The 15,334-nt window shown below is 60.5% G+C and carries 13 protein-coding genes and 1 pseudogene; 7 read left to right on the top strand and 7 right to left on the bottom strand.

The window, feature by feature from the left end:
* Positions 1–474: 474 nt before the first annotated feature.
* The 3 genes from ligD to AWB78_RS19390 all read right to left on the bottom strand — a co-directional run bounded on the left by ligD (position 475) and on the right by AWB78_RS19390 (position 4,227).
* The gene (gene ligD / locus AWB78_RS19400) at positions 475–2,985 is read right to left on the bottom strand and encodes a DNA ligase D (protein ID WP_062607167.1); all 2,511 of its coding nucleotides are present in this window, start codon (positions 2,983–2,985) and stop codon (positions 475–477) included.
* A 119-nt stretch (positions 2,986–3,104) separates the two neighbouring features.
* Positions 3,105–3,416 carry a DUF4148 domain-containing protein gene (locus AWB78_RS19395; protein WP_062607166.1) on the bottom strand — a complete coding sequence of 104 codons (312 nt, stop codon included), beginning with the start codon at positions 3,414–3,416 and terminating at the stop codon, positions 3,105–3,107.
* A gap of 148 nt (positions 3,417–3,564) precedes the next feature.
* Complete coding sequence (locus AWB78_RS19390; protein ID WP_062607164.1) at positions 3,565–4,227, bottom strand: HAD family hydrolase; 663 nt, start codon at positions 4,225–4,227, stop codon at positions 3,565–3,567.
* 207 nt (positions 4,228–4,434) lie between these two features.
* On the opposite strand from AWB78_RS19390, the gene ku reads away from it, so the two are divergent.
* The 3 genes from ku (at position 4,435) to AWB78_RS19375 (ending at position 6,785) form a co-directional block, all read left to right on the top strand.
* Positions 4,435–5,370 carry a non-homologous end joining protein Ku gene (gene ku, locus AWB78_RS19385; protein ID WP_062607163.1) on the top strand — a complete coding sequence of 312 codons (936 nt, stop codon included), beginning with the start codon at positions 4,435–4,437 and terminating at the stop codon, positions 5,368–5,370.
* Between the two features lie 26 nt (positions 5,371–5,396).
* Positions 5,397–6,206 carry a tetratricopeptide repeat protein gene (locus AWB78_RS19380; protein WP_062607291.1) on the top strand — a complete coding sequence of 270 codons (810 nt, stop codon included), beginning with the start codon at positions 5,397–5,399 and terminating at the stop codon, positions 6,204–6,206.
* Positions 6,207–6,290: 84 nt separating this feature from the next.
* Positions 6,291–6,785 carry a DUF2934 domain-containing protein gene (locus AWB78_RS19375; RefSeq protein ID WP_062607161.1) on the top strand — a complete coding sequence of 165 codons (495 nt, stop codon included), beginning with the start codon at positions 6,291–6,293 and terminating at the stop codon, positions 6,783–6,785.
* 23 nt (positions 6,786–6,808) lie between these two features.
* Here the strand turns inward: AWB78_RS19375 and AWB78_RS19370 are convergent, their stop codons facing one another.
* The 3 genes from AWB78_RS19370 to imuA are packed head-to-tail and all read right to left on the bottom strand — an operon-like array spanning position 6,809 to position 12,073.
* Positions 6,809–9,958, bottom strand: coding sequence for an error-prone DNA polymerase (locus AWB78_RS19370; RefSeq protein WP_062607159.1), 3,150 nt, complete (start codon positions 9,956–9,958; stop codon positions 6,809–6,811).
* A 14-nt stretch (positions 9,959–9,972) separates the two neighbouring features.
* Positions 9,973–11,436, bottom strand: coding sequence for a Y-family DNA polymerase (locus tag AWB78_RS19365; RefSeq protein WP_074173476.1), 1,464 nt, complete (start codon positions 11,434–11,436; stop codon positions 9,973–9,975).
* On the bottom strand, positions 11,360–12,073 hold the full coding sequence (imuA, locus tag AWB78_RS19360; RefSeq protein WP_062607155.1) for a translesion DNA synthesis-associated protein ImuA: 714 nt from the start codon (positions 12,071–12,073) through the stop codon (positions 11,360–11,362). The genes AWB78_RS19365 and imuA overlap by 77 nt, the downstream gene beginning before the upstream one ends.
* Before the next feature lie 131 nt (positions 12,074–12,204).
* On the opposite strand from imuA, the gene AWB78_RS19355 reads away from it, so the two are divergent.
* From AWB78_RS19355 to AWB78_RS19345, 3 genes and pseudogenes are all read left to right on the top strand, one after another.
* Positions 12,205–12,471 (top strand): hypothetical protein, encoded by a 267-nt coding sequence (locus AWB78_RS19355; RefSeq protein WP_198399298.1) that lies wholly within the window; start codon positions 12,205–12,207, stop codon positions 12,469–12,471.
* Positions 12,472–12,543: 72 nt separating this feature from the next.
* Positions 12,544–12,900, top strand: a complete 357-nt coding sequence (locus AWB78_RS19350) for a hypothetical protein (protein WP_062607151.1) — start codon at positions 12,544–12,546, stop codon at positions 12,898–12,900.
* 25 nt (positions 12,901–12,925) lie between these two features.
* Positions 12,926–13,877 (top strand): annotated as a pseudogene (locus AWB78_RS19345) (SOS response-associated peptidase family protein).
* Positions 13,878–14,066: 189 nt separating this feature from the next.
* Here AWB78_RS19345 and AWB78_RS19340 read toward each other — a convergent pair.
* Positions 14,067–14,297, bottom strand: coding sequence for a hypothetical protein (locus AWB78_RS19340; RefSeq protein ID WP_062607150.1), 231 nt, complete (start codon positions 14,295–14,297; stop codon positions 14,067–14,069).
* A gap of 234 nt (positions 14,298–14,531) precedes the next feature.
* On the opposite strand from AWB78_RS19340, the gene AWB78_RS19335 reads away from it, so the two are divergent.
* Complete coding sequence (locus tag AWB78_RS19335) at positions 14,532–15,230, top strand: hypothetical protein (protein ID WP_062607148.1); 699 nt, start codon at positions 14,532–14,534, stop codon at positions 15,228–15,230.
* The last annotated feature ends 104 nt before the right edge of the window (positions 15,231–15,334 follow it).

The raw sequence follows: 15,334 nt of genomic DNA, 5'->3' as shown, positions 1-15,334 counted from the left end.
CCTTCGGTTGCGCGCCTGTCATCGACTCGGTCTTCGATTGGACAGTTGCGGTGGCTTCCTGTGACAAGGCGGTTTCCAAGTGCTGAGACATTCCTGATGCTCCTTTGATGACGTATTCCGAACAAAATCCAAAAGCAGCCTGCCTGCTCGCCGCACGACCGCGCAGCGAGTCCATGTAGCTTGAGATCGCGCGCGTATCGAACGCTGCCGATCGCGAGCAAGCGCATCGCCGCAACGCTCACGAATGGAATCAGTTGCAGAGCGCCCAGCAGACCGATCCAGTCGGCGATCGCGCCTGCGACAAGCCGGGCGCAAGACCCAGCGTCGCGAATGCGGATGCAGGGATCCTGATCTGCATCGTAGTGGAGAGAGGCTTCGTGCAACCCTCTCGCGGCGGGAGGGGTAGGGGTACGGTATGCATTCTCCAGTGGCTGAAGGCTTGAGGAGGCTTGCTGAGCTTGGGTCTAAGGGTGTCTAAGGGAGACGCTCAATCGCCGACGACAACGATTGTCGGGTCGACCAGAAATCCACCCAAGGATCCCGCGACTGGAAACTCAGATATTCGCGCGCCGTCTGGACGTTCCACTGTGCGCCGCTCTTCAGGTCGGCGAGCTGTTCCCACGCGACCGGCATTGAGACGCCCATTCCCGGCCGGGCGCGGGCCGAAAAGGCCGCCGCGGTCGTCTGTCCCTTCCCGTTGCGCAGGTAGTCGACGTAGACCTTGCCCAAGCGGTTCGCAGGTCCAGATATCGCGGAGAAGCGCTCGGGAATCGTCTTCGCGATGTGGCGGACGAACGTCTGGGAGAATGATTTGACCGTCATGTAGTTCAACTCTGGAGTGAGCGGCACGACGACGTGCAGGCCCTTTCCGCCGCTTGTCTTGAGCCATGACTTGAGGTCCAGCTCGGACAGTAGCGTGCGAACGAGGAGGGCAGCCTCCTGGACGTGCTTCCATTTCACGCCTTCGCCGGGATCCAGGTCAAACACGACCCGGTCGGGTTTGTCGAGCTGACGGACGATTGAATTCCACGTATGGAATTCGATCGTGTTCATTTGTGCGGCGGACAGCAACGCGTCTGCCGTATCAACCGTCAACAACGCCGGATGGTTTGGCCAGAGCTCGCGGTTGTGCGCAGACAGGCCTGGCATAGCCGTGCGCTCGGCATGCTTTTGAAAGAACAGGTCGCCAGCCACACCGTCCGGCGCGCGAACAAGGGCCACAGGCCGGTCCTTGAGGTGTGGCAACATCGACTCGGCTATGCTCGCATAGTAGCGAACGAGATCAGCCTTCGTAATCGTCGCCGACGCATCAATGACTCTTTCCGGGTGAGTGATTTTGAGCTGCGGCGAAGGCTCTGGCAGCTGTGTCCTTCCTCCTTCCCTGACGACGCTGCGTGCGGGCTTATCGAGGCGCAGACCTTTAAACGACGACTGTCGTATCACACCGTCAGCAGTCCATTCGGCGAACTCGACTTCCGCGACCATGGTCGGTTTAAGCCACCGTTCGCTGCCGGCTGCACGTCTGGACCATCGTCGCGCTTTTGTGACCTGCAAGTCGAAAGGCGTTGCGTCGACCTCCAGTGGGATGAGCCGATTCCAAAGATCTCGAGCGGTCTTCGCGTCCCACCCGGTGCCGACGCTCCCTGCGTCATGGAGCTTATTGCCCACATAATAGCCAAGCAGCAAACTGCCGACCTCGCCGGATTTGCCGCCGCGTCCGGTCATGCCGCAGATGACCAGTTCCTGCCGCAGTCGGGCCTTTGCCTTCAACCACGACTCGGTCCGTCCTGACTCATACGGTGCATCGCGTCGCTTGAGTACGAGGCCTTCCAGCCCTAATCCCGCGGCGGCCTCGAACACTTGCGCGGGAGGTGCGTCGAAGTTCTGACTGAACAGCAGTTGTTCCTCCGCATTTTCGAGAAGAGCCGCCAGTTGCGCCCGCCGCGCCCACAAGGGTACTTTCCTGAGGTCTTCGCCGTCCAGGTACATGAGGTCAAACAGAAAGAAGACAATATCCTGGTTGTTTCGCCTATCAATCGCATTTTGAAGTGCAGAGAAATTTGGAATGCCGTCTTTCAACACGACAATCTCGCCGTCAAGCCAGGCGGCCACGACTGGGAGTGCTTTGATCGCGACGGTAAGAGCCGGAAACTTCGCGGTCCAGTCATGCCCGTTTCGCGTGAAGAGCCTCACTTTTCCCTTGTCGATACGAGCCAGCAGGCGATATCCGTCCAACTTTGTCTCAGTGATCCAGTCGCCACCCCTGGGAAGCGAGCTTGCCAGAGTTGCGAGCTGCGGCTCGAGCTTCGCCGGTAGTGGTGCATGCACTGCGGCGGACAGGTCGATGTTCTGCTCTTCGGTTCGCGACTGCCGCGCGGCTCTCGGCTCCCGTTCTTCGACGAGTCCAAGCGGATTTGCGACGACACTATCGGGCAGTGCCTTGATGACGTCGTATTCTGCAAGCGGCCGGGCCCACTCGTCTCGTTTCTTGAACAGCATCCACTGGTCTTGCTTGTCGTCAGGCTTGGAGATCCGCACCAATTCCCATAAACCGGCAAGCTTCTCACCGTGCAGGCGAAAGACGAGTTTCCCGGTCTCCATGCCTTTGACCGCATCGCCTACCGGCTCCCACGTTCCGTGGTCCCACACAATGACCGTACCGGCGCCATATTGCTTTGGCGGAATCGTTCCTTCGAAGGCTGCGTAGGACACAGGGTGATCCTCGACATGCACCGCCATCTGCTTTTTGCTCGGGTCGTAGCAGGGCCCCTTCGGGACGGCCCACGAGAGCAGTACGCCGTTGAGCTCGAGACGGAAGTCGTAATGCAGGCGGCTCGCCCAGTGCTTTTGCACGACGAAGCCGAGCTTACGTGCGGTGGCGGGAGCCTCGGAGGTAGGCACAGGCGGCTCGGTCGTGATGCTGAAGTCTCGCTTCTTCCGGTAGCGAGCAAGGGGAGGCGCGGAGGTATCGCGGGGCGAGGCCATGACGGAAATCAGTCAGTCAATTACTCAATCAGTGAGTGCGGCTGCGGCCGATCGTATTCGCCCGCAACGCGCGGCTTACCTGCGCTGAGCCTGGAAAGGTCCGCAGTCACCTCGGCTTCTCAGCCGGCTTGGGGGCGCTGACATTCCGTTTGAAACCAATAGTCGACCAGGCGTTGTGCCGCCTGTATATCGTCCGGATAGTACGGATCGTCGTACCACGGTGATGGGTCGTAGCCCGCCTTTCTCAGCGCCGCCAGTTCGCTTTGATGCTGGGCCATCGTCGGAGGTGCGTTGGTCCGCAGCGCGGCGAGGTCTCGGCATTCGGTTGGACTCAGATGAGTGCCGTTTTGTGGCGCAACACCGACGGCACATCCAGTCAGCAGGGACGCCACAAGAGCAAGGGTCAAGCGGTTTCTTGGGAAGGATTTCATCGCGGATCTCCACGCATTCAATCGCCCCAACGCGAACGGCGGCACGCGTATCGTGAGCAAATAGAAAGCCGAGGGGGTAATCGCAATTGTTGCACCGTAACTCGCGTCGCGCTTGATGTTGCCTTCCCTTCGTGGTGCGGCCATGCGATCAGGCTAATAGCGGTGAGCTAGCAAGATTAGCCAGTAGCCCTGCGGGTCCGGGATAGATCGCAATACAACCGGCGTCTCTCAGCGACTGCTCGGGAAAGGCGCCGGATAGAAGCCCGATCGTGCGCACGCCGGCTTTTTCAGCGGCCAGCGCGTCATAGGGCGAATCCCCGATCACGATTGCAGCGTCGGGCGGAACTTCGAGCTTTTGCAGGGTGACTTCGAACACATCCGGTGCAGGTTTCGACTGCTCGACATCTTCCGATGAGACCATGACGTTGAAGACACCCGTGACGCCAGCGATATCGAGGTAGATCTCGAGTTCGTCTTTCTTCGCGGATGAAGCGACCGCGAGTTTCAGTCCTTGGTCGCGCAGTCTCTGAAGAAGCTCGGGCACCGCTGTAAACGGGCGCACCATCTGCAGGTAGTTCGCTTTGAAATGCTTTCCCCGCCATGCTTCGAGTTGCTCGCCGTGGTCCCGAATTTGGTCGTCGGAGAGGAAGGTCGGCAACAGATTGTCGCCCCCTTTGCCGATCTGACTGCGCGCTTGTTCGAAACTGACGTCATGGCCGAAATGAGCGAACGCCTCGTGCCACGCAAGCGCATGCAGGTCGACCGAATCGACCAGGGTTCCGTCGATGTCAAAGATTGCAGCACGTGGCATAGAACCTCCGTTGGTTAGATCGCAGCGCAAGACGCGTACCAGCGAGATGTTTTGAGAGGTCAAAGGGCGAAGCCCGTCGCAAAGCACGGCAAGTTCTCGCCGAGCCGCTGGTGCTATCCTGTGGAACAGCTGTTCTTGGTCTGAAGGACGCACGGATTGTTAAGCTGATTTCGATCGCGTAGGACCCTCCGCGCCCAGGAGAACCCCATGCCGGCCCGCTCAATCGCATCGCTTTCTCTGTCGTTTGGCTTGGTCTCGATCCCGGTCAAACTGTATTCGGCAACGGAGAGCGCCTCTGATGTTCGCTTCAATCTGCTCGCGCCAGACGGCTCGCGTGTGAAACAGCAGTACGTTTCGGAGACGACCGGGAAGGTCGTTGAGCGCGCCTCGATGCAAAAGGGCTATCAGTTCGAGCGCGACAAGTACGTTGTTTTCACGGGTGACGAGCTGAAAGCGCTGGAGGAGAGCGCGAGCCACGTGGTCGAGATCGTCTCCTTCGTTCCTGAGAAATCGGTGGACCCGGTGTTCTACGACAAAGCGTACTTCATCGCGCCGGACAAGCGCGGCGGGAAGCCCTACAGCTTGTTGCACGATGCGCTGGCAAAAACTGGCCGATGCGCGCTGGCAAAATGGTCGTATAAGGGCCGAACGAGGATTGTTCAGGTGCGACCAGCCGAGGACGGCATGGTCTTTCAGCAACTGCTTTTCGCGGACGAGGTTCGCTCCCTGAAGGAGTTGAACATTGAGCATGTTTCGGTCTCCGAGTCCGAGCTAAAGCTCGCCATCCAGATCATTGAGCAGGGTGCGGAGGACAACTACGACGCATCGGCCTACGAAGATGAGGAGAAAAAGCGGATCCTCGCGGCAATCGACCGAAAGATCGAAGGCAAGGAGATTATCGCCGCGGAAGCCCCGGAAGCTGCACCGGGTGCTGAAGTGATCGATCTGATGGAAGCATTGCGCGCCAGCCTCGGCAAAGGCGGCGCGAAACAGAAGACGGTCCCCGCAAAGAGAAAGGCTGCGGCAAGCCCCGTCGAAGAGACCGCTGAGATCGTCAACGTGCCGAAGGCCAGAAAGCCTGCCGCTCGCGCCTCGAAAACGACAACGACGGAGACCCCGGCTAAAGTGCGCGCGCGCAAGTGAAGCAAGCAATCTCACACGACGTCACGATGTCGAAACTCCAGTCGATGCTGGGCGTCTCACGTCGCGTCGTGGAAGGGCTGATCGCGCTCGGGCTCGTCACGCCCGCTCGTGGCCCACGCAATGAAATGCGTTTCTCGTTTCAGGACGTCGTGATGCTGCGCACAGCGCTGCAGCTGCGCTCGTCAAGTACATCTCCACGCAAGATCCGTGAGGCACTGGCACGGCTCAAGCGCGAGTTGCCCGATACTTTGCCGTTATCGGGAATTCGAGTCGCAACTGAAGGTGATTCGATCGTCGTTAAAACAGGCCCGTCGCGTTGGGATGCGGTGACTGGGCAGATGTTGCTCGACTTCGAAGTAGCCGAGGTCAAGGGCGACGTCGTGGTGTTCGATTCGACACCCGAACGCAAAAGTGCTGCAGCCGCCCAGGCTCAGGAGTGGTACGACCTTGCTGAACAGTTGTCGAAGAGCGATCCCACGGGTGCGGAGCGCGGATATCGCCGGGCAATTGAACTCGCACCCGAGCCATTCTATGCAGCGTACGTCGATCTGGGGGCGCTGCTGTGCGACACCGAACACGAGTGCCAGGGCGCGTTGACGGTCTTCGACGAGGCGCTCACGCACTTCCCCGACGATGCGGTGCTGCACTTCAATCGAGCAGTCGCGCTGGACATCCTCGATCGGCTTGACGAGGCGAAGCAGAGCTACGAACGGTGCCTCGCGATCAATCCCGACTACGCAGACGCGCACCACAATCTGGCCATTCTTCTGGAGAAACGCGGAGATAGGCGTGGCCTCATTCGGCATCTGAATGCGTATCGACGGCTCAGCAGCTAGTCAATGCATCATGGAATTTGGGCGAGTTGAGTGGGAAGCGGCAACCTGCTATGGTCCCGTTGACACCCGGTCTATGGAGCAAGCATGCAATCGACGTCGAATCCCGTGCGATCCGAGGAGAGCATTCGCTTTCGCGCCTACCTCCTGTGGGAAGCGGATGGTCGCCAACATGGCCGCGACGATCACTACTGGTGCGAGGCGATCGCACAGATTCAAGGGGAACGTACCGCCCCGCTTGGGCATTCACCGGCAATAGTGAGCAAAGCTCCGAGAGTCAAGAAGGTTCCAAAGGATGACAGCGGTGTCGCCGTGAAGAAGGCGAAGAAGGCGAAAGCGACGCTTGAAGGAAAAAGCGGCGCGGCTGAAGCGGGCAATGAGGTAAAGGCGAAGGGCGACAAGAAGGCCTCAACGAAGGAGGCGGCTGCAGCGGCCGAGAAGTCTGCGATTGTCGGCGAGCCGAAGTCGGCCAAGAAGACGAAGAAGGCCGAGGGGGCCGCCAAGGCGCCCGAGACGGTGCTCGCGCGTGCGAAGAAGCCTCGGAAGGCGCTGCCTGCCGAAGGCGAGTCTCCTTCGCAGTGAGCGTTATGTTGGGGCGGGTCCCGTCAGCAGAAATTGCGGCTGACGGTCGTGAGCCCGCCGAGCAGATGCGACATGTCCACAAGTCGCTGTGCCACAAGGTGACGGACCTCGCCCTCGCATTGCCAGGTGCCGTACACAGCGAGCAGCGCTGCGCCCAATGCTTCCTTTCGTTGCTTTTCCAGAAGCGACGGCCAGATGATCACGTTCACGTTTCCGGTCTCGTCCTCGAGCGTCACGAACATCACGCCTTTTGCCGTACCGGGTCTTTGTCTCACGGTGACGAGCCCACAGCCGCGTGCGAGCCGACCGTTCCGATAGGTGCGGAGCGTTGAGGCTGGCATCAGTCGCTGTTCGAGCAGCGTCGGGCGCAAGAGCGAAAGGGGATGTCGCCCCAGTGTCAGCCCCGAGGCGTAGTAGTCGCTGACGATGTCTTCGGCCTCGGACGGCGCGCCAAGCTCGGGCGTCTCGTCATCGATCCGGCTGTCGGCCAGGATGTCCCGGTCGGGCACGGCCGCGACTGATTGCCAAAGTGCTTCCCGTCGATTACCGGCAAGCGACTGCAACGCGTTCGCCCCTGCCAACACCTGCAGGTCGTGCCGATCAAGCTGGGCGCGGCGCGCCAAATCACTCACGCTCGCGAAGTGCTTCACGGCCCGTGCGTTCTCAATGCGCTCCGCCGCACCGTCACGCATCCCTCTAAGCAACGACAGTCCGAGACGAACGACGGGTTTCGCGCGATCGACGCGACGCTCAAGCAGGGAATCCCAGCCGCTGATCGTGACGTCGGTCGGCACCACATCCACACCATGACGCTTCGCGTCCTGCACGAGTTGTGACGGTGAATAGAAGCCCATCGGCTGGCTGTTGAGCATCGCGGCAAGGAAAGCAGCCGGTTCGTGACATTTGAGCCAGCTGCTGGCATACACCAGCAGCGCGAAGCTCGCCGCGTGGCTCTCAGGAAAGCCGTATTCGCCGAAGCCCTTGATTTGCTCGAAGATCGCCTCGGCAAATGCTTTTTCGTAGCCGCGCTCCTGCATCCCGTTGACGATGCGATCGTAGTACTTCTCCAAGCCGCCTTTGCGTTTCCACGCTGCCATCGCGCGCCGCAGCTGATCGGCCTCGCCCGGCGTAAAACCGGCAGCCAGGATCGCGACCTGCATCACCTGCTCCTGAAAAATCGGCACGCCGAGCGTGCGCCCGAGAGCGGTTTCCAGCGCCGGGCTCGGATAGGTCACCGGCTCGATCTTCTGACGGCGTCGTAGATAGGGATGCACAGCGCCGCCCTGAATCGGACCGGGACGCACGATCGCCACCTCGATCACAAGATCATAGAAGGTCCGCGGTTGCATACGCGGCAACATGCTCATCTGCGCGCGTGACTCGATCTGAAACACCCCGACGGTATCCGCCTGCGAGATCATCTCGTACGTCTCAGGATCTTCAGCAGGGATGTCCTGCATCTCGAAGCGTTCGCCGCGCTGTTCGGAGACGATATCGAGCGTGCGGCGAATGGCCGACAACATGCCGAGCGCGAGGACGTCGATTTTCAGCAGCCCCAGAGCCTCCAAATCGTCCTTGTCCCACTGAATCGCGCTGCGATCCGCCATCGCCGCGTTTTCGACGGGAACGAGCCGCGTGAGCTTGCCTCGGCTGATGACGAAGCCGCCCGAATGCTGCGAAAGATGCCGCGGAAAATTCAGGATCTCGGCGGCCAGCTTCGCCCAGATCACAATGAGCGGATTGGCCGGATCGAGGCCGGACTCTTCGAATCGACGCAACAGATCTTGCGAGTGGTCGAACCATTGGTGGCTTTTGGCCACCTTGTCGACGATCTGCGGATCGATGCCGAGCGCCTTGCCCGTCTCGCGTAACGCACCGCGTGGCCGATAGGTCGAGACCGCAGCGGCAATCGCAGCGCGGTCGCGGCCGTACTTCCGGTAGATGTATTGGATGACCTCTTCGCGGCGCTGATGCTCGAAATCGACGTCGATGTCGGGCGGCTCTCCGCGTTCTTTCGAGATGAAGCGCTCGAAGAGCATGTTGCCGCGTGAAGGATCGACTTCGGTGACGCCCAGGCAATAACAGACGGCGCTGTTCGCAGCGGACCCACGACCCTGACACAGGATCTGCTGGCTTCGCGCGAAGCGCACGATGTCATAGACCGTGAGGAAATAGGCCTCGTAACGCATTTCGCGGATCAACTGCAACTCGTGCTCGATCTGTTGCTGAACCTCAAGCGGGATCCCGGCTGGAAAGCGCTTGTGCGCACCGATATACGTCTCCTGCCGCAGATATGCCTCGTGCGTGAAGCCGTCTGGCACGAGTTCGTCGGGGTACTCGTAGCGCAGTTCATCCAACGAGAACGTGCAACGCTCCAGGATGTCGAGCGTCTGCGCGAGCGCGTGAGCCGGATACAGATTGGCGAGTCGCAGCCGCGAGCGAAGGTGCTGCTCCGCGTTGGGTGCGAGATCGTATCCGCACTCGGATACAGGCTTGCCGATGCGGATTGCCGTCATCGTGTCTTGCAGCGGCTTGCGCGAGCGAACGTGCATCACGACGTTGCCGAGTGCGACGACCGGGACGCGGTGCCGATCGGCGATGTATTCGACGCTGCCGCGGTGGATGTCATCCATCGCGCGCTGGTGGAGGATCAGGCCGACCCACGCGCGAGCCGGAAACGTCTCATTGAGCCACTCGACTTGTGCGGCGAGCGCGTCTTCCTTCGCCGGAAAATCCGGTACGAGGATTGCCAGGCAATCGGGCATGCCGCGCAGATGCGCATACTCTTTCTCGGGTTTCGACAGGTCGTGCGGCGTGAGCAGGTACGAGCCCTTTGCTGCCCTCATGCGGCCGAGCGTGATCAGCTCGGACAGGTTGCCGTAGCCGTTGCGGTTCTGTGCAAGCAGGATCAGGCCGAACGCCGGGCTCTTGTCCGCATGAACGAGCCGGAAATAAGAGCCGATGATCAGCGGCAGCTTTTCTTCCTTGGCCTGGACGTGAGCACGCACCACACCCGCAAGCGAGCATTCGTCGGTGACCGCCAGGCCTGAATAGCCGAGCTGAGAGGCGCGCAGCACGAGCTCTTCGCCGTGGGATGCGCCATGCAGAAACGAAAAGTTCGTGAACGCGAAAAGCTCCGCGTAGTCGGGTAGGGCCGACGAGAAAAGATCCACGGCGACACCACCGATTATCCGAACAGCCCGTGAAGAAACCAGCGGACTTCTTCGGTCTTCACGCTCGGTCGTTCACGGTAGATCCAGTAGCAACTCTTATCGGTGGCTTCCGCAACGTAGTAGTCGCGCGTGACGAGCTCGCCGTCGTGCCAGCCCGCTTCAATACGTTCGCCCGTCGAGACGAGTTTGAGGGGCGAGCCATAGAAAGGCCGATGGTTTTTGATCATCAGCCGCACGGGTGTGTCCAGCAACCACGTCGGACGTGGAAGTTCGGCAGGCGGAGGGCACGCTTTGATCGTGGCCTGCACGGGCACCCATTGATTCGCATGTTCGGGCCGATGATCCGATGTCGGCGCCGGCCGCAAGACGTTTTCGCTTCCCAGGCGGGCGACCAGCAGTTCGAGCAGGCGATTGTGATCCTGCGCCGATCCGCCCGGATCGGGGAAAAGCGAATCGCTGGGCGACTCGGCCGGCTCGACTTTCGAGGCCGTCAGGCGCACCGCGATGACGGCCGCTTCGAGCTCGATACGCCCGAGGCGCTCCTTGAGCAGCCGCACGAGGTGCTCCTCGTGCCATGTCGGCTCAGCCAATGCGATGTCGATCACCGTCGGCTCGATCGCCTGGCGGCCGCGCTCGTGTTCGAGCGTGATCGTCGCCTGCGTGAGCGCGAGCTGCTGCGCGCTCAACCATCCGCACAGTTGGACGATCAGGCGTCGCGCGGAAAACAAGATCGCTTCGGCATGCTCGACGCGATCGGGCAGCTCGGTACGCGCGCTGAACGAAGGCGGCAACGCCAGCCACTCGTAGAGTTCAGGTGACAGGCCGTAGGCGCGGTCGAGAGAATCCAGTAAATCCACGCCACACCTCTTTTTGAGACCTGCACGTGGCAGGCGGCGAATATCATTGAGTACTCGACAGCCGAGGCCGTTGAACCATTCGGCGAACGATCGAACTTCGGGGACCACCATGAAGGGCAGCTCGCCGAGATACCGTTCGAGCGAACGCATCTTGAGCACCCGCCGGCGCCCCCGTTTGGCGAGGAGCCACGCGCCTTGACCGGTGGGCGCCACGCTCATGCGGGCGGTGACACCGATCGCCTTGACCGCCTCCCGGATCTGTCGACACACGTGCGTGATGCCGCCGAAAAGCCGGAGACTCGCTGTCACGTCCACAACGATGGTTTCTTCCTCACGCACGGCGACCTGAGGCGAGAAGCGAAGTAGCGCGAAAGCGACTTCGCGCTGCACGTCGAGCTCGCGCGCGGGACTGCGGTCGTACATCAGCGCGTCGGCCGTGAGTGTCGTGACGCCGCCGCGCTTCATGCCCACCATCACCCCTGCCTCTCTTGCTGCCTGGTCGAGGACGATCACCTTGTCACGCTCGAGCACCACACAGCCGTGTTCAGTCGGAGATGACCATCTCGGACGGAACACCTCCAGCGAGAGCCGGGGCAGGAAGATGGCGACGAACACGGCCATGAGGGCTGAGCAGAATCGGAGACGGTTGAAGGTGGATGGACAGTGGGTCGGTTCGGGTGGGGCCTCGTCGTTTGATGACTTCGACGACGATGCCGCCGTCGGCGGGTCGCACACCTAGCCGTAATACCGCGGGCGACGCATCCTGGGTGGAGGCAAGCGGTCGAACCAGAATCAGCAAGGTTTCCGTTGCTTGAGCCGCCAAATGCAATCGCCGTAGCGCCTCAGACCGGATGTGCTGTTGCCAGAAGAGCAGTGCGCCGCAACTTCGGGCATTCAGTACGCGCTCGGCGCACCAGAGCGCGTCGGCAGTCTTCGGCGCACGCAGCATCATTAGCTTGTCGAGCGGCACGCCCAAATACGAAAACGCCAGGCTGTTCGGCACGTGCGGCGCCTGCAGCAGCGCGACCGGCCGCTTGCTCGCGGCCACGAGTGCCGGCTTGAGTAGCCGCATCTCGCCGATCCCCGGCTGCTGAACCAGCAACTCCACCAACGCGCCGATCGGCCAGCCACCGCCGGGCAACTCCGCCGACAGGGCTGCGTAGCCGGTGTCGATGGTTTTACCGTACGACCGTGCGAGTTGATTTCCCGTCCAGATTGACGGGTGGATCGACGCGATGTCTTGAGGCAGAGCGGCCATGGTAAATCGGGTTAGCAAAAATACTGTATAAATATACAGGGGTATCTTAGCTCAAAAACTGAAGCAGTGCGTTGCGCACTTTTTACTGGTCGTAGACAAACCTGGCCAATATGCTTGCACCGAGACATCCGATGCCGGAGTTCGCGGACTTCGTCGCCAAGCTGCGCAAGGCGTTTGGCGACGCGACGATCGACGAGGCCGTCGCCCGCGGCAAGTCGGGCGAGCCGACATTCTTCGCGCACGAGAACGGCCGGACGGTCGGGACGAAGTCGGTGGACGATTTCAACCGCCGGCAGGTCGACGACAGCGTGCGTGATCGCCATTACTGCGCCGGGTGCGATGGCTCGTGCGTCGGGACTGGGCTGCGCTGCAGCGAGGGGCGGTCGATTCGTCGTTGAAAGTCTGGAGCTCGTCCGCACCTGCAAGTAATTGGCGGTTAGGTGGTTACTATGCTGGGAACAGGAAACAAGATGAACATGCCCGATATTGACGAACTGACAGGCGCGCGAGCCGATCTATTGTGCTTTCTGGTGGCGACCGTTGCTGCTTCCTACGCGCTGACCCAGGAATGGCGCGTGGACCACGTCGTGGAGAGCTGCCGCATCTGGCTCAAGCGTAACCTTGTCACGATGGACTGGCTCGCGCGCATCCGCATCGGCCAACTGGCCTTCAAGATCGCTCGGCGTGATCTGAAAGGGGCGGGCATTGCCGTGCGCCAGTCGGATGTGCAGGCGCTCTTCACTGGCGATATGGGCCTGAACCATGCGAGCACGGTGGTCCAGAAGATGATGAGACTGTGCCGCGAGGCAACCGGCACGGCAACCTAACCGAATCGACATCGAAGGGGCAGCAGTGTGCTACTCGGCGCAGATCCAGGCTGACTATCGACGATACGTGAAGATGTTCGGCGCGCAGATGGACATTCGTGAATTCGCGCGCCTGTTCTGGGAACGCGCCGAAGGCAGCAAGGCGAAGATTCCGAAGGGGATGGAAGACGCTTTCCGAGAACCGCAAAGCGACGACGAGCGTCAGATCAAGGCGTTCATTGATCGGTTCAACACGGAGCAGGCGACCGCGCTCGAACAGGATCTCTTCAAGCAGCGCACCCGCCTGGCGGATGCCGAGCGCGCGTTGCAGACGAAGGTGACGAAAGCTGCGACGGAAAGTCGTCGCATTGCGACCGACAAGATCGAGTCGAGCTTGGGTCGGCTCGACGACTTACGGCGCACGACGCCGAAGGACCGTGACTCGCGGATTTTTCCGGGTCACTATGCGCCGGTGCTCGTCGTCGAGAACGGACAGTACGTTGTGAAGCCGATGCGGTATCAGTGCCGCATCGCGGGCAAGTCTGCGAACTACGACACGCGCTTTCCTGGAACGTACAACAGTCGCCGCGATTCACTGGAAGGTTTCTGGCGACCCTTGTTTGGGCATTCACACGGCGTGATGATCGTGAATCGATTTTACGAGAACGTCAGCCGTGCGCGGATGGAGGGGCGCACGCTCGCAGAAGGCGAAAAGGATGAAAACGTGGTGCTCGAGTTCACGCCGGATTCAGGCGGTGAGCGCGTGCTTGTGGTCGCGCTGGACAGCCAAAGATCAACCCGACCTGCTGTCGTTTGCGGCCATCACGGACGATCCGCCGCCCGAAGTCGTCGCAGCCGGCCATGATCGATGCATCGTGCCAATCAAGCCCGAGAACGTTGAAGCGTGGCTGAATCCCGATCCGTCGGATCTCGATGCGCTGTACAGAATTTTGGATGATCGCGACCGCCCGTACTACGAACACCGACTTGCTGCATGACATTGGCAGACCAATTTGATGGTTAGCGAAAGGGGAGCGTTTAGCGTCATCGGGGCGGACGAGGCCCAAACCGTCCCATGGTCGATTGAAAGCGAGAACGGGCGAATCATCGAAAAATTGCGACAAAAAGCGCGCTTCAAAATGACGGCGTTCTCATTTTGATCGTTTCAATCACGCTGCCTTACACCGTCAATGCTGTTCGACTTTGAAAGGTGGGAGTGGCAGGGTTTGCCCATCGACGAAAGCAAACGCGCAGCGAATGGCGAATCGATATGCACCGTCTTTGCTCGCGAACACGCCAAGATCGCCCAGGGAGGTCGCTTCACCGTCCTCTTCGAGAATCGATGCGCGGGCAACGAACGCGCGGCCGACGCGTGTGACGGATGGCTGAATGGCCGCACCGTGATGATAAAAAATCATCTTTCATGTCCCCCTTATGTCGAGCGAGTGAAGCCAGAATAGCGCGAAAAAATTAACTGAATGTGAAGACGCCTCTCTTGAATGGGCACTTAATTTCATTCTCCAACGACGGCATGGTTGCGGCAGGGATCCACGGTCGCGTATTCATCACGTTGGGCAGTCGGACATTCCCCGATATTAGAAAAACGAGCAGAATTTTCTATACTTGCTGCTTCAAAGCTCTGAGGAAACGCTATGTGGCAAGCACAATGGCAGCAGGCGTCGGCTCTTTTGTCGCAGGTGGAGTGGCCCAACTGGCTCGCGATCGCTGGCACATCGAGTGCCATTAGCGCGATCGTCGTGCTTGCGATGCAAGGATTGAAGGAACGCATTACCGCTCGACGCGAACGACGCGACGCGGCTCTGGAGGTTGCCATATCGCTCGAAGGGTACGCACGAGTGTGCAGAGCCATGATGCACCGTGCGGAGTGGGCGGGCGACGAAGCGACTCGCTTGGAAAATCGCGAAGCTGCGCAAAGTGCAATGCTGCCGGCGTTTGTCTACCCGGAAAAGATCCAGTGGCGGCGACTCAGTCACCGCGTCGTGTCCGATTTGCGCGACTTTCCAGCCAGGATTCACGCCGGCCGCGAAGACCTCACATCATTCTCGGAGTTTCGCGATCCTGTCGCATTTTGCGAGGAGGTCAGTTTCGAGAGTGCGAAAGCGGCAAGGGATGCGCTGACGCTGGCTCGCGAAACGCGAAAGAAGCACGGGTGTGTGCCGTGGCGGCCGGGGGCGACGGATGCCGATCTGAGCCGCGAACTGTTGACGTTGATTGCTCGCGCCGAAGAAAAGCGCATAGAGAGCGTCAAGCAGCGCACTAGCGTGGCCGTCCGCACTGGAGAGTCGGCCACGTTATTTGGATCGGAGCCAGGAAACCCTCGCATCGCTTAATAGGCAGGGCTGTCATCGACAGAGATTTCGCCGCCATGCCTGTGTCCCAAAAGAGGAAGTCGCCCAAGAAGCCGGGGCGTTTGCGGTCAAAGAGGTTTCTCCTT

It is taken from the genome of Caballeronia calidae, assembly GCF_900044055.2.
GTDB classification, from domain to species: Bacteria; Pseudomonadota; Gammaproteobacteria; order Burkholderiales; family Burkholderiaceae; genus Caballeronia; species Caballeronia calidae.
This window is presented reverse-complemented; position numbering and strand designations above follow the sequence as displayed.